The 16,313-nt window shown below is 74.1% G+C and carries 17 protein-coding genes; 10 read left to right on the plus strand and 7 right to left on the minus strand.

The window, feature by feature from the left end; all coding sequences use genetic code 11:
* Nucleotides 1-232: 232 nt before the first annotated feature.
* Both SLP03_RS30080 and SLP03_RS30085 read right to left on the minus strand, forming a co-directional pair.
* On the minus strand, nt 233-1,069 hold the full coding sequence (locus SLP03_RS30080; protein ID WP_319464029.1) for an undecaprenyl-diphosphate phosphatase: 837 nt from the start codon (nt 1,067-1,069) through the stop codon (nt 233-235).
* Nucleotides 1,066-2,118, minus strand: a complete 1,053-nt coding sequence (locus tag SLP03_RS30085; protein ID WP_319464030.1) for an LLM class F420-dependent oxidoreductase — start codon at nt 2,116-2,118, stop codon at nt 1,066-1,068. The genes SLP03_RS30080 and SLP03_RS30085 overlap by 4 nt, the downstream gene beginning before the upstream one ends.
* Before the next feature lie 167 nt (nt 2,119-2,285).
* Between SLP03_RS30085 and SLP03_RS30090 the strand changes: the two genes are divergently transcribed.
* Nucleotides 2,286-3,257 (plus strand): aldo/keto reductase, encoded by a 972-nt coding sequence (locus SLP03_RS30090; protein ID WP_319464031.1) that lies wholly within the window; start codon nt 2,286-2,288, stop codon nt 3,255-3,257.
* A 161-nt stretch (nt 3,258-3,418) separates the two neighbouring features.
* On the plus strand, nt 3,419-3,610 hold the full coding sequence (locus tag SLP03_RS30095; protein ID WP_319464032.1) for a DUF5703 family protein: 192 nt from the start codon (nt 3,419-3,421) through the stop codon (nt 3,608-3,610).
* A gap of 72 nt (nt 3,611-3,682) precedes the next feature.
* Here the strand turns inward: SLP03_RS30095 and SLP03_RS30100 are convergent, their stop codons facing one another.
* Nucleotides 3,683-4,336, minus strand: a complete 654-nt coding sequence (locus SLP03_RS30100) for a hypothetical protein (RefSeq protein ID WP_319464033.1) — start codon at nt 4,334-4,336, stop codon at nt 3,683-3,685.
* A gap of 60 nt (nt 4,337-4,396) precedes the next feature.
* The gene (locus SLP03_RS30105) at nt 4,397-5,725 is read right to left on the minus strand and encodes a M20/M25/M40 family metallo-hydrolase (protein ID WP_319464034.1); all 1,329 of its coding nucleotides are present in this window, start codon (nt 5,723-5,725) and stop codon (nt 4,397-4,399) included.
* Between the two features lie 160 nt (nt 5,726-5,885).
* Here SLP03_RS30105 and SLP03_RS30110 point away from each other — a divergent pair, with 160 nt between their 5' ends.
* From SLP03_RS30110 to SLP03_RS30120, 3 genes are all read left to right on the plus strand, one after another.
* Complete coding sequence (locus SLP03_RS30110) at nt 5,886-6,503, plus strand: hemerythrin domain-containing protein (protein ID WP_319464035.1); 618 nt, start codon at nt 5,886-5,888, stop codon at nt 6,501-6,503.
* 72 nt (nt 6,504-6,575) lie between these two features.
* Nucleotides 6,576-7,571 carry a LysR family transcriptional regulator gene (locus SLP03_RS30115; RefSeq protein ID WP_319464036.1) on the plus strand — a complete coding sequence of 332 codons (996 nt, stop codon included), beginning with the start codon at nt 6,576-6,578 and terminating at the stop codon, nt 7,569-7,571.
* Nucleotides 7,572-7,590: 19 nt separating this feature from the next.
* A complete protein-coding gene (locus SLP03_RS30120) occupies nt 7,591-7,827 on the plus strand; it encodes a hypothetical protein (RefSeq protein WP_319464037.1) in 237 nt (78 codons plus the stop codon).
* A gap of 56 nt (nt 7,828-7,883) precedes the next feature.
* Here the strand turns inward: SLP03_RS30120 and SLP03_RS30125 are convergent, their stop codons facing one another.
* From SLP03_RS30125 to SLP03_RS30135, 3 genes are read right to left on the minus strand one after another with little or no spacing between them, the layout of a single operon-like run.
* Nucleotides 7,884-8,234: a DUF3140 domain-containing protein gene (locus SLP03_RS30125; RefSeq protein ID WP_319464045.1), complete on the minus strand. Its 351-nt coding sequence runs from the start codon at nt 8,232-8,234 to the stop codon at nt 7,884-7,886.
* Nucleotides 8,234-8,401, minus strand: coding sequence for a hypothetical protein (locus SLP03_RS30130; protein WP_319464038.1), 168 nt, complete (start codon nt 8,399-8,401; stop codon nt 8,234-8,236). Before SLP03_RS30130 ends, SLP03_RS30125 begins: the two co-directional genes overlap by 1 nt.
* Before the next feature lie 14 nt (nt 8,402-8,415).
* Nucleotides 8,416-10,965 carry an ATP-dependent Clp protease ATP-binding subunit gene (locus SLP03_RS30135; RefSeq protein WP_319464039.1) on the minus strand — a complete coding sequence of 850 codons (2,550 nt, stop codon included), beginning with the start codon at nt 10,963-10,965 and terminating at the stop codon, nt 8,416-8,418.
* 116 nt (nt 10,966-11,081) lie between these two features.
* Here SLP03_RS30135 and SLP03_RS30140 point away from each other — a divergent pair, with 116 nt between their 5' ends.
* The 5 genes from SLP03_RS30140 (at nt 11,082) to SLP03_RS30160 (ending at nt 16,150) form a co-directional block, all read left to right on the plus strand.
* Entirely contained in the window at nt 11,082-11,474 is a 393-nt protein-coding gene (locus SLP03_RS30140) for a hypothetical protein (RefSeq protein ID WP_319464040.1), read from the plus strand.
* Between the two features lie 195 nt (nt 11,475-11,669).
* The gene (locus tag SLP03_RS30145) at nt 11,670-11,930 is read left to right on the plus strand and encodes a hypothetical protein (protein WP_319464041.1); all 261 of its coding nucleotides are present in this window, start codon (nt 11,670-11,672) and stop codon (nt 11,928-11,930) included.
* 8 nt (nt 11,931-11,938) lie between these two features.
* Nucleotides 11,939-12,826 (plus strand): hypothetical protein, encoded by an 888-nt coding sequence (locus SLP03_RS30150; protein WP_319464042.1) that lies wholly within the window; start codon nt 11,939-11,941, stop codon nt 12,824-12,826.
* Complete coding sequence (locus SLP03_RS30155; RefSeq protein WP_319464043.1) at nt 12,819-15,491, plus strand: FtsK/SpoIIIE domain-containing protein; 2,673 nt, start codon at nt 12,819-12,821, stop codon at nt 15,489-15,491. Before SLP03_RS30150 ends, SLP03_RS30155 begins: the two co-directional genes overlap by 8 nt.
* Nucleotides 15,488-16,150 (plus strand): hypothetical protein, encoded by a 663-nt coding sequence (locus tag SLP03_RS30160; protein ID WP_319464044.1) that lies wholly within the window; start codon nt 15,488-15,490, stop codon nt 16,148-16,150. Before SLP03_RS30155 ends, SLP03_RS30160 begins: the two co-directional genes overlap by 4 nt.
* The last annotated feature ends 163 nt before the right edge of the window (nt 16,151-16,313 follow it).

Below are 16,313 nucleotides of genomic sequence, written 5' to 3' on the forward strand. Positions count from 1 at the left end.
AGACGGTGCAGGTGTCGGCTTACCCGGACGCCTACGCCCAGTGGGAGCAGCAGGCCGCCGACCTCGTCGCCCAGCACTGGAACAGCTGACAACCGCACACGCGTGACAAGCCGCTGGCCGGCACCCCAACACCGGGGTGCCGGCCAGCGGCATATCCACGTACCGCAGAAAAGACCGCGACCGGCCGGCGGACCGCAAGCAGCCCCCAAGCGCAACCACGCCCCCACCGCACTCAGGTAGCGCTGATCGTGCCGGTGAGCAGCAGGGAGAGGACCAGGGCGCCCAGGGCGACCCGGTAGAGCACGAAGACGTACAGGGTGTGGTGGGCGAGGTAGCGCAGCAGCCAGGCGATGGCCGCGTAGCCGATCGCGAAAGCGATCAGCGTCGCCACCAGCATCTGGGCCACGGTCGGCGCCGCCGTGCCGGGTGCCACCGGCTCGAAGACGTCGCCGAGGCTGAACACCCCGGACATCACCACCGCCGGGATGGCCAGCAGGAACGAGTACCGCGCCGCCGTTTCCCGGGTGAGGTTGAGCAGCAGGCCGGCGGTGAGGGTGCCACCGGAGCGGGAGACGCCGGGGATCAGCGCCATGGCCTGGGCGAAGCCCATCACGATGCCGTCGCGCAGCCGGAAGTTCTCCAGCGTGCGGGTCTGCCGACCCCAGTATTCGGCGAAGGCCAGCACGAACGCGAAGCCGATCAGCGTGGCGGAGACCAGCCAGAGGTTCCGGGCGACGGTCTGGATCTGGTCTTTGAACAGGAAGCCGAACAGCCCGATCGGGATCGAGCCGAGGATGACGTACCAGCCCATCCGGTAGTCGAGGCTGGCGCGGACGGAGCGGTCGCGGAGGCCCACCAGCCAGGTCCGGACGATCCGCCAGATGTCCTTGCCGAAGTAGATGAGCACCGCCGCCTCGGTGCCCAGCTGGGTCACCGCGGTGAACGATGCGCCGGCGTCCCGGCCGAAGAAGATCGCGGAGGTGATCCGCAGGTGACCGGACGAGCTGACCGGCAGGAATTCCGTGAGCCCCTGGACGATGCCCAGGACGATGGCTTCTACCCAGGTCACTCGCCGACTCCGGAGAGTTCCAGGGCCTCGGCGACGGTACGCAGGGTCTGCACACCGCTGTCCCGGTCGGCGACGAAGAGGGTCACCGACAGGGTGGTGACGCCGGCGGCGGCGTACTCCCGCATCCGCTCGGCGATGCGCTCCTTCGGGCCGAGCAGCGACGTGCGGTCGATGAACTCCATCGGGATCGCGGCGGCCGCGTCCCGCTGCCGCTTGGCCAGGTAGAGGTCCTGCACCTCGCGGGCGGCGTCGCCGTAGCCCATCCGGGTGGCGAGCTGGTTGTAGAAGTTCTGCTGCCGGCTGCCCATGCCGCCGACGTACAGGGCGGCGTACCAGCGGACCAGTTCGGCGCAGGAGGCGACGTCGTCGCCGACCACGACCGGGACCGACGGGACCACATCGAACCCGGCCAGCTCCTTGCCGGCCTTCGCCCGGCCGGCCCGCACGGAGGCGAGCTGCTCCTCGGCGAACTCCGGGGCGTAGAAGACGGCGAGCCAGCCGTCGGCGATCTCACCGGCGAGTTCGAGGTTCTTCGGCCCGACCGCGGCGAGGTAGATCGGGATGTGCTCGCGCGGCGGGTGGAAGCCCAGGCGCAACGCCTTGCCCGGCCCGTCAGGCAGCGGCAGGGTGTAGTGCTCGCCGTCGTACGCGACCTCCTTGCGGGCGATCGCCAGCTTGACGATGTCCACGTACTCGCGGGTGCGCGCGAGGGGCTTGGCGAAACGGACGCCGTGCCAGCCCTCGGAGACCTGCGGACCGGAGACGCCGAGGCCGAGCCGGAACCGGCCGCCGGAGAGCGCGTCGATGGTGGCCGCGGTCATCGCGGTCATCGCCGGGGTGCGGGCGGGGATCTGCATCACCGCGGCGCCCACGTCGATCCGTTGGGTCTGACCGGCCATCCAGGCCAGCATGCTGGGCGAGTCGGAGCCGTAGGCCTCCGCCGCCCACACCACCGAGTAGCCGAGCCGGTCCGCCTCCTGGGCAAGTGCCAGGTGGTCGGCCGGCGTGCTCCACGCCGTCTGATATCCGAGGCTGAGCCCGAGTCGCACTGGTCCTCCCACCATCAGCACCACAGGTCGCATCAGGTTACGCAATGCGGGCGGTGGTCCCGATCACCGGCTCACCTCGAACGCGTCACACCCGTCCGACCGGTCGAGCAGGAAGTTGACTTCAGGCGAGGATATCCGTGACGCCGGGATCGAAATAAGGTTCACGCATGCAACAGCGACCGCTCGGCCGAAGCGGGCTGGCGGTTTCGCGGCTCGCGCTCGGCACCATGACCTGGGGACGGGACACCGACGCGGACGACGCGGCCGCCCAGCTGAAGAGTTTCCTCGACGCGGGCGGCAACCTCGTCGACACCGCCGACGTGTACGGCGACGGCGACGCCGAATCGGTCATCGGCTCCCTGCTCGGCGGCCTGGTCCCCCGCGAGGAGCTGCTCATCGCCACCAAGGCGGGGCTGCGCCCAGGCAGCGGCCGCCGCCGGGACGGCTCGCGCGGGCACCTGCTGCGCACCCTGGACGCGTCGCTGCGCCGGCTCGGCACCGACCACGTCGACCTCTGGCAGGTCCACGGGTACGACCCGGACACCCCGCCGGAGGAGACCCTCTCCGCCCTGGACCATGCGGTGTCCAGCGGAAAAGCCCGGTACGTCGGGGTGTCGAACTTCTCCGGCTGGCAGACCGCCCGGGCCGCGGCCTGGCAGGCCGCCTGGCCGGGCCGGGCACCGGTGGTGGCCGCCCAGGTGGAGTATTCGCTGCTGGAGCGGGGCGTGGAGCGGGAGGTGCTGCCCGCCTGCGAAGCGCTGGGCCTGGGTGTGCTGCCCTGGTCGCCGCTGGGCCGTGGGGTGCTCACCGGCAAGTACCGGCACGGTCGGCCGGCGGACTCCCGTGCCGCCTCGCCGCACTTCGAGCGGTTCGTCGCCACCTACCTGGAGCCGCGCTGCTCCAGCATCGTCGAGGCGGTCGCCACCGCGGCCGGCGGGCTGGGCGTCTCCCCACTGGAGGTGGCGCTGGCCTGGATCCGCGACCGGCCGGGGGTGACCGCCCCGATCCTCGGCGCGCGGACCGTCGGCCAGCTCCTCGGCGCCCTCCAGGTGGAGCGGATGACCCTGCCCGAGGAGATCGTCACGGCGCTGGACGACGTCTCCGCGGTCCCGGTCGGCTACCCGGAGCGCGACGGCTGACCGCCCGCCGGGGCGGCGGCGCCGTTCGGCGCGGCACGCCGTGCGCCGTGCGGCCGGGACCGACCTGACCTGCCCCGGACGGCCGCGGCCCCCGGCGACACGCGACGTGGATCACCGCCAGGGGGTGGCGAACCGCCGCCGGCCTGGGCAGCATGGAACGCATGGACTACGAATACGCGCCGCTGCGGTTGCCCTCGAACGTCGACCGGTTGACCGCCGCGGCGCAACTGGCGATCCAGGCGGAATTCTCCGGATGGGAGCTGGCCCGGGTGCGGCTGTTCCGGGACGGTACGCGGCAGGTGATGCTGCGCCGCCGGCGGCTCAACCAGCCGCAGCCGGGCCTGTCGTACTGACCGACGGCGGGCGCCGGGCGCGGGCGTAGGCCCCGGGCCCGACCGGATGGTCGAGCCCGGGCGCGTCACGGCCTAGTGCGCGTGGTCGTGCTCCTCGTCCAGCTCCAGGAACGGGTGCTCGTCGAGCCGGCCCACGAGGCGGTCGTCGGCGGCCGGCTGGAACGGGCCCACCGGGTCGTCGTCGTCGAAGGACTCCAGGTCGACCGGGGCGCCGACCTCGCTGACCATCACCACCCCGTCGAGCGGTTCGAGCTCCGGGACGTCCAGCGCGCTGAGCGAGCCGTCGCCGCTCTGCAGCAGCTCCAGCACCGCCTCGCCGACGCCCTCGACGGGGGCCGGCTGGTCCTCCTCCGGGGTGCCCTCCCGGCGGGCCGCCTCGGCCACCCGGATCAGCGCGGCCACGCTCGGCACCCGGTAGTCGCGACGCTGCCGCACCGAGATCACCCGCGGGTGCGGGTCGGTCGCTTCGACACCCTCGGCGCCGCCGAAGCGCTCGTCGGCCTCGTCCGGGTCGATCGACTCCACGTCCCAGGGTGTGACCTCGCCGAAGGCGTCGAGCAGCTGCTCGTCGTAGGCGAACGAGGCGTTGTTCAACGCGACGTACGCCTGCCAGACGTTGTCGTCGTCGATCCGGCCCTGGGCGACGCGGACGGCGGCCAGGTGGGCGCGGGCCGCGTCGATCACGCGCTCGAGAGCGGCGTCCAGCTCACCGTGCTGGTCGGTCATGTGAGGCAGTCCCTTCGCGATGGGGGAGGACCCGTGTCGGCGGTGACACCGCGGACACGGTTAGCAACTGCGGAGAAACCGATCGAGAACCCGCACGCCGAACTGTAGCCCGTCCACCGGGACCCGCTCGTCGATGCCATGGAACAGGCCGGAGAAATTGAGGTCCGCGGGCAGCCGCAGCGGCGCGAACCCGAAGCAGCGGATGCCGAGCTGGGAGAAGGCCTTGGCGTCCGTGCCGCCGGAGAGCATGTACGGCACGGGACGGGCGCCCGGGTCCTCGGCGCGCAGCGCGGCGGACATCGCGTCGACCAGGTCACCGTCGAAGGTGGTCTCCAGGGCGGGCTGCCGCTGGATGTACTCGATGGCGATGTCCGGCCCGACCAGCTCGCGCAGCTGCTGCTCCAGCAGCTCCGACTGGCCGGGCAGGCTGCGGCAGTCGATGGTGGCGGTGGCCCGGCCGGGGATGACGTTGTCCTTGTAGCCGGCGGCCAGCCGGGTCGGGTTGGCGGTGTTGCGGATGGTCGCGCCGATGATGTTGGCGATCGGGCCGAGCTTGGCGATGGCGGTCTCCGGGTCCTCCGGGTCCAGCTCGACGCCGAGCAGGTCGGAGACCTCCTCCAGGAACGCCCGTACGGTGTCGGTGACCACCACCGGGAAGCGGTGCCGGCCGATCCGGGCGACCGCCTCGGCCAGCGCGGTGACCGCGTTGTCGTCGTGCACCATCGACCCGTGCCCGGGCCGGCCCTTGGCGTGCAGCCGCAGCCAGTCGATGCCCTTCTCGGCGGTCTCGATGAGGTAGAGGCGCTGGGACTCGTTGATCGAGTAGGAGAAGCCGCCCACCTCGCCGATCGCCTCGGTGCAGCCGTCGAAGAGGCCGCGGTGCCGCTGGGCGAGGAAGTGCGCGCCGTAGTCGCTGCCGGCCTCCTCGTCGGCGGTGAACGCGAGCACGATGTCCCGGGACGGGCGGGTGCCGGTGCGCTGCCAGCCGCGGACCACGGCGAGCACCATGGCGTCGAAGTCCTTCATGTCGATCGCGCCCCGGCCCCACAGGTAGCCGTCGCGGATCTCGCCCGAGAACGGGTGCACCGACCACTCGTCCGGGTCGGCGGGGACCACGTCGAGGTGGCCGTGCACCAGCAGCGCGTCGCGGCCCGGGTCGGCGCCGGGGATCCGGGCGACGAGGTTGGCCCGGCCGGGCGCCGACTCGTGGATCTCCGCGTCGACGCCGACCTCGGCCAGCTTCTCCGCCACGTACTCGGCGGCGCGGCGTTCCCCGACGCTGGTGTCGTTGTCCCCGGTGTTGGTGGTGTCGATGCGCAGCAGGTCGCGGCAGAGGTCGACGACCTCGTCGATGGGGTCGGGTCGGGCGGAAGCGGGGTCGCTCGTCATCGCATCTTCATACCAGCCGGGCCGGACGCCCGGCGCGCCGCCGCCGGGGTGACCGGCCGGGACGGTTTCGCACGGCGACCGTGCGGGTACCGCCGCTGGCGTCCCCGCACCGCCCACCGGGCCGCCGGTTCCCGCCGGCCACCCAGTCGAGGAGGGCACCATGACCGTCCCCCTGCCGCCACTGCCACCCGCCGCCGACGACGCGTACCGGCCGGGCGGCCGCAGCCTGGCCGACCTGGTCGACCGGGAGCACCGGCAGCTGCTCGGCCTGGCTGACCAGGTCACCGACCCGGAGCTGGCCGCGGAGCGCCGCCGCGAGGTGGTCGACGTGTTCACCGCCACGGTGTCCCGGCACCTCTCCGCCGAGGAGCAGTACCTCTTCCCCGCCGCCCGGGCCGCCGTGCCGGGAAGCACCGACCTCGTCGACCGGGAGATCGAGGCGGACGCCGCGCTGCTCACCGCCCTGAAGGGACTGTCCGGGCCGGACGACCCGGCGCTGGCCGAGGTGGCCGATCGGGTACGCCGGCACGTCAGCCGGGTGACCGCGCTGGTGACGCCGCTGCGGGAGGTGGCCACCGACGCCGAGCTGATCCGGCTGGGCAACCGGTGGCAGATCGCCGAGGAGGCGGCGCCGACCCGGCCGCACCCGGGCACCCCGGCCACCCCGCCGTGGAACAAGATCGTGGAACCGGCGGTGGGCGTGCTGGACAAGGTCCGCGACGTGATGACCGGCCGGCGGACCCAGCTGGCCGACCTGGAGCGACAGCCGAAGGGCTGACCGGTACGCATCGGACGAGGCCGATACCCTCGGGCCCTTCCGCCGATCGTTGCGTGGCCCTACGGTCACCGTATGAATCTGGAGCTGCGACACCTGCGGGTGGTCTGCGCGATCGCGGAGACGGGGAGCGTGACCAAGGCGGCCTCGACGCTCGGCCTGGCCCAGCCGGCCCTGACCGCCCAGCTTCAACGCATCGAGCGGATCCTGGGCGGGCCGCTGTTCGAGCGGGACCGTCGGGGCGCCCGGCCCACCGCGCTGGGCGAGCTGGTGCTGGCCCGGGCGCGGGTGCTGCTGCCGGCGATGAAGGGCCTGCAGGACGAGGCGGCGCGACTGGCCGGGGCGGGCGACCCGTTGGGCCGGTACCGGTTCGGCGGGGTGAACAGCCCGATCCTCGGCCGGCTGGTGCACCGGCTCGCCGCCGAGCAGCCCCAGCTGCAGATCACCACGTACGCCTCCTGGTCGGTGGACGAGCTGGCCCAGCTCGTGGCCGGCGGGCGGCTGGACTTCGCGCTCACCGGGGTGTGCGGCGACGCGTCCCCGTCGGCGGAGTTCGGGCTGAGCTGGCGGGAGGTCGCCGTCGACCCGGTCTTCGTGCTGCTGCCGCAGAACCACCCGATGGCCGAGCGGGACGAGGTGCGGCTGGGGGATCTGCGGCGGGAGCAGTGGGTCGCGGCGCCCGGCGACGGCTGCTTCGGCGACTGCTTCGCCGCCGCCTGCGCCCGTGCCGGCTTCACCCCGCGGAAGGTGTACGAGACGGACGTGCGCGGCTGCGTGGACCTCGTCGACGCCGGCGAGGCGGTGGCGCTCTGCCAGGCCACCTTCCGCCCGGTCACCGGGCTGGTCACCCGGCGGCTGGCGGGGACGCCGCTGCGGTGGCGGCTGCTGCTGGGCTGGCATCCGGACGCGCCGGCCGCCCGGGCCGCCGAGGCGGTGCTGGAGACGGCGGTGGCTGGGTACAGGGATTCGCTGGCGCCGCACCCGGACTACCTGGCCTGGCTGCTGGGTCATCCCGACTTCGGCGCCCAGCCGTCGACGGCCGGGCCGCTCGGCGGGGTGCGAACCGCCTGACGACGGGTATCAGGGCAGCATGACCGATCTGTACCCCGCGGCTGACCAGCGGGAGCTGCTGCGCCAGGCGGCCGCCGCGCACACCGCCGCCTCCCGGGACGTCGAGACCTTCCTGCGCCGGCTGCCCGACGTGCCGGACCCGGCCGACATCACCGAGTACGCCAACCTGCTCACCCGAGAGGAACAGGCCCGCCTCGACCGGCAGGCCGCCGCCGACGCTGCCGGCCTGCAACTGCCCAGCATGGAATCCGGGTAACCGACGGGCGGGCAACGGCACCCGGGCGGCGTCCCGGGTGCCGTTGCGATCGTGGGTCAGCGTTCGATCAGGACGTCGTGGCCGAGGTCGAGCAGCGAGTGCCGCCACTCGTCGTCGGCGTTGCCCCGGCTCGGCTTTGCCTCCGTCAGGGACTGAATGCGGTCGATGGTGTCCCGCATCACCTCGATGTCCTCCCGCGTGAGGTCCACCTTCCGCTTGCTGAGCACGTGGAGGATCTGCCGCCCCGGCTCGGGCAGGTTCATGTCCGGGTTCGGGCCGAACGCCTCCTCGCCCGACCCCCGCGTGAGCAGCCACTGCCGCAGCTGCTCGGAGGGGACGTTCACCTGGGCGTGGAAGTCGTCCCAGATCACCTCGACCTCGGGATCCAGCCGCTTCTCGCGTACCATCACGCCTCCTCTCCCGCCGGCGGCCCGGACGGCGCCGGCTCGCCCTCGTCGGTCCGTTGCTTCAGCCCTTCCGGCGGCACCTTCACCCGGGACGGGTTCGCCGTCGGGGGCGCGACGATCGGTTCGCTGTGCTCGGTGTCCTCCTGGGATTCCTCCGGTTCGGTCATGTCCGTCCTCCGGTTCATCGCGGGTGGGACGTCGTCGCCGCCGTGTAGTCGCGGTCGCCGGCGGTCACGTCAAAGGCGAGCTGCCCGTCGCGCGCGTCGACGATGACCTTCTGGCCGGGCGAGATCTCGTTCTCCAGCAGCTTCCGGGAGAGCCGGTTGTCGACCTCCCGCTGGATCACCCGGCGCAGCGGCCGGGCGCCGAACTCGGGCTGGTAGCCGTGCTCGGCGAGCCAGTCGATCCCGGCGGTGGTGAACTCGACCTGGATGTCCTGGGCGTGCAGTCGGCGGCGGGTCTCTTCCAGCATCAGCTCGGTGATCTGCCGCAGCTGCTCGGCCTCGAGCCGCTGGAAGATGATGATCTCGTCGATGCGGTTGAGAAACTCGGGCCGGAAATTCTCCTGCAGCCGCCGCATCAGCCGCTCGCGCAGCTCGTTGGTCTCCTGCTCGCCGCCGGGCTCGCCGGTGCCGAAGCCGACGGCGCGCTGGGTGCCGGTGATCAGCTCCGACCCGAGGTTGCTCGTCATGATCAGTACGGTGTTCTTGAAGTTCACCGTCCGGCCCTGGCTGTCGGTGAGCCGGCCGTCGTCGAACACCTGGAGGAGGATGTTGAACACGTCCGGGTGCGCCTTCTCGATCTCGTCGAGCAGCACCACCGCGTACGGGCGGCGGCGCACCGCCTCGGTGAGCTGGCCGGCCTCCTCGTAGCCGACGTACCCGGGCGGGGCGCCGACCAGCCGGCTGACCGTGTGCCGTTCCTGGAACTCGCTCATGTCCAGCCGGACCATCCGGTCCGACTCGCCGAAGAGCGCCTCGGCCAGCGCCCGGGCCAGCTCTGTCTTGCCGACGCCGGTGGGGCCGAGGAAGAGGAAGCTGCCCATCGGCCGGTTCGGGTCGGCCAGTCCGGTACGTGAGCGGCGCACCGCCTCGGCGACCGCGGTGACCGCGTCGTCCTGGCCGACCACGCGCTCGTGCAGGTAGCCCTCCAGCCGGAGCAGCCGGTCGCGTTCCTCCTCGGTGAGCTGGTTGACCGGGATGCCGGTGGCCCGGGAGACCACCTCGGCGATCTCCGTCGGCCCGACCGTGGGCACCTCGGGGCTTTCACCGTCGCCGCGTGCGCGGCGGACCTGCTCCTCCAGCTCGGAGACCCGGTCCCGCAGCTGGGAGGCACGCTCGTACTGCTCACTGGCGACCGCCTGCTCCTTGTTCCGGCGTACCTCGTCGAGCTGCTGCTCCAGCCCGCGCACGTCCTCGGCGGGCGTGCGGGTGCGCAATCGGACCCGGGCACCGGCCTGGTCGATCAGGTCGATCGCCTTGTCCGGCAGGAACCGGTCGGTGACGTACCGGTCGGAGAGTTCGGCGGCGGCGACGAGGGCCTCGTCGGTGAAGCGGACCTGATGGTGCGCCTCGTACCGGTCGCGCAGGCCGCGCAGGATGGCGACCGTGTCCTCGACGGTCGGCTCGGGCACGAAGACCGGCTGGAAGCGACGGGCCAGCGCGGCGTCCTTCTCGATGCTGCGCCGGTACTCGTCCAGCGTGGTCGCGCCGATCACCCGCAGCTCGCCGCGGGCCAGGGCGGGCTTGAGCATGTTGGACGCGTCCATGCCGCCCTCGCTGCCGGCGCCGCCCGCGCCGACCAGGGTGTGGATCTCGTCCAGGAAGACGATCAGCTCGTCCTTGTGCGCCCGGATCTCGTCGATCACCTTCTTCAGCCGTTCCTCGAAGTCGCCCCGGTACCGGGTGCCGGCGACCAGACCCGGCAGATCGAGCTGCACCACCCGCTTGCCGATCAGGGTCTGCGGCACGTCCCCGTCGCAGATCTTCTCGGCCAGCCCCTCCACGATGGCGGTCTTGCCGACGCCGGCCTCGCCGATCAGCACCGGGTTGTTCTTGGTCCGGCGGGAGAGGATCTCCACCGCCTGCTCGATCTCGTCGGCCCGCCCGATCACCGGGTCGATCTGGTCGGCGCGGGCCAGGTCGGTGAGGTCCTGGCCGTACTGGTCGAGGGTGGGGGTGCCGCGGTCCGGCCGGGGGCCGCCCTGGCCGCGTTCCGCGCTGGCCGCCTGCAACGACTCGGGCTGGATCCGGCCGGCGGCGAGCATCCGGCCGGCCGGCGACTCCGGGTTGAGCGGCAGGGCCATCAGGATGTGCTCGGGGCCGATGTAGTTGGCGCCCATCGCCCGGGAGAGCTGGTGGGCGTCGAGCAGCGCCCGCTTGGCCGCCGGGGTGAGCGACAGGTTCGCCGGCACCTCGCCCTGGGGGGCACCGTCGCCGCGCCCGCCGAGGGCGTTGACCAGGGCGTCCGGGTCGGCGCCGGCGCGGCGTACCAGGTCGCGCAGGTGTTCGCGTTGCAGCGCCGCCCAGAGCAGGTGGTCGGTGTCCAGGTCGTTGCTGTGCTTCTGGGCCGCCCGGCGGGCCGCGTCGGCCAGCATCTCCCGCGCGTCGGCGGTCATCAGCCGGGTGATGTCGACCCGGTGCGCCGGTCGGCGTCCCCCCTCACCCCGGCCGAAGTACCGGGCCAGGAATTCATCCCACGGGTCGGAGCCGAACTCACCGGGTCCATTCATCTCTGTCCTCCGCGGTCGGGCCGGCGCGCTCGCCGGGTGCAGTCGGGCCGGCACGGTCGGCCGTGGCTACCCGGCGGTCGGCGCGACAAACTCCCCCGAGGTGGCAGGCTGGGGACATGGAGACCAGGCCGCTGCTGATCGTCGACGGCGCCAACGTGGTCGGCTCCCGCCCCAACGGCTGGTGGCGGGACCGGGCGGGCGCGGCGGCCCGGCTGCGCGACGCCCTCGTGCCGCTGCCCGAGCAGGGTGTGCTGCCGGAGCTGCCGCCACCGGTGGAGGTGGTGCTGGTGGTGGAGGGCGCGGCGCGGGACGTCGAGGGTGTCCCGGGCGTCCGGGTGGTCTCCGCGCCCGGTTCGGGCGACGACACCATCGTCGAGCTGGTCGCGGCCGCGTCGGACCGCCGCCGGGTGTTGGTCACGGCCGACCGGGAGCTGCGCGCCCGGGCGGGCGAGCTCGGTGCCGAGGTGTACGGCCCTCGCTGGCTCCGCCGGGAACCGGCCGACCGCTGACGGGCGGGACGGCGGGTGACTCGTGGACAGGACCGTGCGGTCCACCGACGGGACCGCCACGGGCCGGGCCGGCGGGCCTTCCCGCACGTCAGGGGCCGAATCGGACAGCCGGGCAGGAACACCCCGAGGGCGGCTTGTCGCTCACCCAGCGGGATGGGTTGTAATGGACATCTCCCCGCCCCCAGGAGGTCCCCCGTGGCGAGCGTCGCCGAGCTGAAGGCAGCCATCGATGTCGCCCTCCAGCAGATAGGTGACGGGCAGACAGCCGTGCAGGCGGCCGGCGAGAAGTTGGCCGAGGCGCAGCAGACGCTGGCCGGCGCGCTGGAGGGCAGCGGGCACGAGACGGTGGAGGCCGCGCACGCCTCGCTGACCCAGGCCAGTCAGGAGCTGGAGGAGTGCCTCGCCGCCACACTGGTGGCGGTCGAGCAGGCGCAGCTCTACGTGTCGACCCTGTAGAGCCGGCCGTGTCCATCATCGAGGACGTCGGCGCGCAGGTCCGCGCCGCTGCCGAGGAGCTGCCCCTGGCGCAGCTGGCGTTGGCGCGGGAGAAGTTCGGCCAGGCCACCGAGCGGCTGCGCTGGGTCCGGCAGGAGTCGGCGAACCCGATGGGCGTGCCGGAGCTCTCCGCCGCCACCGAACACGCCGAGACCGCCGGGTACGCGCTGCGGGTCGCCCAGGAGCAGCTCGCCGGCTATCTGGCCGCGATCGGGCTGGCCGCCGACGGCGCGCCCGCGCCGAAGCCGCAGGAGCGGCGGCTGAAGCACGACGCGCGCCGGGACGTGCCGCCGCCGGCGCCGGGGGCCGCGCCGGAGCAGGGCGTCGATCCGACGATGCGGCGCTGGTGGTCGGTGCGGGTGGCGGAGCTGACCGGCGGCCGGGAAGGGCCGCCGGACGAGCCGGACGAGCGGGTCGGCGACGCCCGCGAGCTGCTGCGCCGGGTGGTCACCGGGGTCCGCGCCGGCGACCGGGACCGGCTGCACAGCGAGCTGCGCCGGGCGCACGCCGACGTCGGGCTCGGGCTGGCCGCGGTCGCCCCGCCGCTGCTGCGCGACCTGGCCGGCGAACTGCTCGGCCACCCGCCCCGGGCCGACGACCTGGGCCGGCTGCGCCGGGAGCTGGACGGCCGGGTCCGGGACCTGCTGCCCGGGCTGCCCCTGCCGGTGCTGGACACCCTGCTCACCCGGGTGTGCCGGATGCCCCCGCCGCGCCGTTCCGGCGAGCGGGACCAGCCGCACGCCGCCGACCCCGCGGTCACCGCCGGGGTGGTCACCGGGTTGCTGCTCGCCCGGCTCGGCCGGGACCTGCCGACCGACGCCGACGAGCGGCAGCCGGCCCGGGGCTCCGATGGCTGACGTCCGCGGTCAACTGGTCACCCGGGTCCGGGGGATGCTCTCCGAGGCGCTCGGCGCGACCCGCAAGCGGCTGGCCGGCGCCGACGCCGAGCTGGCCGCCGGCGCGGAGCGGCTGGCCCGGGTGCGGCGCGCCGCGGCGGCCGTACCGGAACGGGTCGGCGCGGCCCGCGACCGCCGGCTCGCCGAGATCGACGCCCGGCACTCCACGCGGATCGCGGCGCTGGCCCGCCGGGCCGCGGCGGCCGCGCAGCGCGAGGCCCCCGGCGCGGCCTCGGCGCCATGGTCGCGGTGGCAGGCCACGCCCGCCGGCCGGTCCGAGACGCCCGGCGCGGTGCGGATCGGCACGGTCCGGATCCCCGACGCCGAGCCGGTACCGGCGCTGGTGCCGCTGCTGGACGCGGGCCACGTGCACCTGGCCGGCAGCCACCGGGCCGGCATCGCCGCGGTGGTGCCCGCCGTGCTGCTGCGCTCCGTCGGCCGCGCGGACCCGGGCGCGGTCCGCCTCTTCGGGTACGACCCGGAGCACCTCGGCGGCGGCCTCGCCGGGTTCGCGCCGCTGGGCACCGCCGGGCTGCTCACCTTCGTCGGCCCCGGTGGGCTCGGTCGGCTGCTGGACGACCTGGTGGAGCAGATCCGCCGGATCAACGAGACCGTGCTGGCCGGTGAGCACGCCTCGCTGCGCGAGCTGGCCGCGGCGACGGGCCGCCGTCCGGAGCCGTGGCGGGTGGCGGTGCTGCTCGGCGGCGACGAGCTGTCCCGGCACGAACGCGGCCAGCTGGACCGGGTGGTCCGCACCGGCGCCGCGTGCGGGGTGCACCTGGTGGCCCGCGGTATCGAGCTGCCCGACGACCCGACGGTCTCCCGGGTCATGGTGGAGCCGGACGGCGCTCGGATCGGCGGGCTGCCGGTCACCCTCGACGACCCGCCGCCGGCCACCCTGGTCACCGAGACCTGCCGGGAGGTGGCGTCCCGGGTCAACGCCGGCCCGCCGCCGGCACCCTTCGCCGACCTGCTCCCGCCGCCGGAGCGGATGTGGCAGGAGGACTCGGCGCACGGGCTGACCGCGCCGATCGGCGAGGGTCCGCACGGCCGGCCGGTGCTGCTCACCCTCGGCGACTACCCGCCGCACGCCCTGATCGGCGGTCCGTCCGGCACCGGCAAGACGAACCTGATCTTCGCCTGGATCGGCGCGCTGGCCTCCCGCTACTCCCCCGCCGAGCTGGAGTTCTATCTGCTGGACTTCAAGGAGGGGGTGTCCTTCGCCCGGTTCGCGCAGGGTCGGCGGGACCCGAGCTGGCTGCCGCACATGCGGCTGGTCGGGATCAACGTCAACACCGACCGGGAGTTCGGGCTGGCGCTGCTGCGCTTCCTCGCCGAGGAGCTGCGCCGCCGGGCGGACGCGGCCAAGAAACACGAGGTCACCAAGCTGGCCGAGCTGCGGGCGGTGGACCCGACCGGGCACTGGCCGCGGATCGTCGCGGTGGTGGACGAGTTCCAGGCGCTGCTGGCGGGGCGGGACGTGGTCGCCCGGGAGGCCGCCGACCTGCTGGAGGACCTGGCCCGCCGGGGCCGCTCGCAGGGTATCCACCTGGTGCTCGCCTCGCAGGACGTCCGCGGCATCGAGGCGCTGTGGGGGCGACCCGCCCTGGTCGCCCAGTTCACCCTGCGCATCGCGCTGCCCAAGGCGCTGCGCATCCTGGCCGAACGCAACGACGCGGCCCAGTCGCTGCCCCGGCACCACGCCGTGGTCAACGCGGAGTCCGGGCTGGTCGAGGGGAACGAGGTGGCCCGGATCCCGTCGGCCAGCGACTGGGAGAGCTGGAGCGATCTGCAGCACCGGCTGTGGCGGATGCGCCCGCCGGACGCCGCCCCGGCCCGCCTTTTCGACGGCGACGCGATCCCGAAGCTCGCCGATGCGCCGGACTTCCGGGCGCTGACCGCGCCGGACGAGGGGGTGCCGCGCAGCCCGGTGGCCCTGCTCGGGGAGATCATCGACGTGCAGGCCCGGTCGGCGACGCTGCGGCTGCCCCGGGCCCCCGGCCGGAACCTGGCGGTGCTCGGCACCCGGGTCGACGAGGCCTGCGCGGTGCTGGACGCCGCCGCCCGGTCCCTGGCCCGCCAGCACCGCCCCGGCACCGCCCGGTTCTCCATCGCCTGCCTCGACCCGGACGCCGACCCGTCCGCCCGGGCCCTCTACGAGGACCTGGCCGACGACGCGGCCTGGTACGACGAGGAGACGGTCCCGGAGCTGGTGGCCGAGGTGGGCGACTCCCTCGGCGCGCCGGGTACCCCGAACACCCCGCACTACCTGCTGCTCTACGCGGTCGACGCGGCGGCCGGGCAGCTCGCCGGACGGGCCGGTCGGCGTACCGGGCTGGAGCAGCTGCGCCGGATCCTGCACGACGGGCCGGAGCGGCGTACCCACGTGCTGGCCTGGTGGCGGGGGGTGGCCCGGATGCGGGTGGACCTGGGCGGGCCGGCCGCCCGCACCGACCAGATCGGCGCGTGGGTGGCGCTCGACGTGCAGGGCGCGGAGCTGGGCTCCTCGCTCTACCCGGGCACCGGCGGGCCGGACTGGTACCCCCGGCCGTGGCGGGGGCTGTACTTCGACCGGGCGGCGCACCGCACCGGACAGGTGATCATCCCTTATGGTCCGTCCCGATGAACGAACCGGTCACCAGTGAGACGTACACCGCGCAGCTCCGTCGGCTGGCCGAGCTGACCGGGCGGGTGGCCAGCCAGCGCGCCGAGGCGCACACCTGGTACGACCAGCAGTGCGCGGCCGCCGACCGGGCCGTGACCGAGGCCGCCGCGCAGGTCCGCCGGGCCGAGGCCGAGCTCGCCGAGGCGCGGGAGCTGGTGGAACGGGTCGACGCGGAGGCCGCGCACCTGTGGCAGCAGCTACGGGTCCGGCTCGGCGGGGGCGCCCGCCGACTGGGCGACCCGCCGGGGCCGGCCCAGGACGCCACCGGTGATCCGGTGCCGCTGCTGCGCGGGGTACGGGAGCTGCTCGACCGGACCCGTCAGCCGGGCGAGCTGCCCGGTTCGGTCAATCCGCTGCTGGCCCTCTGCGGGGTCGGCGGGTCGGTGGTCGCGTACGGCCTGGGGTGGGGGGCCAAGGCGGTCGGCGCCGGCAGCGGCGGCGACCTGGCGGTCGGCATGCCCGTGCTCGCTCTGGTGGTGACGCTGGTCGGCCCCCTGTTAGGGCTGGCGCCGGCCCGGCTGCTGGCCGACCGCCGGCACGCGGTGCTGGGCCCCCGCCCGATCATCGTGGTCCTGCTCGCCGGCCTGCTGACGACGATCCTCCTCCTCACCCTCCGCTGACCCCCTCCCCGGCGGGCGGCCGGGGGCCGGGGCCGTGGATGCTCCTATGGATGTCAAGGGGTGTCGAGGGCGGTGAAGTCGGCGAGTAGGGCGGTGTGGACCTCGCGGACGACGTAGCGCTTGAGGCATCGCATGATCTCTTTTTTGCTGAGGCCTTGTTTGG

This window comes from Micromonospora sp. RTP1Z1 (genome assembly GCF_033804685.1).
Taxonomy (GTDB): domain Bacteria; phylum Actinomycetota; class Actinomycetes; order Mycobacteriales; family Micromonosporaceae; genus Micromonospora.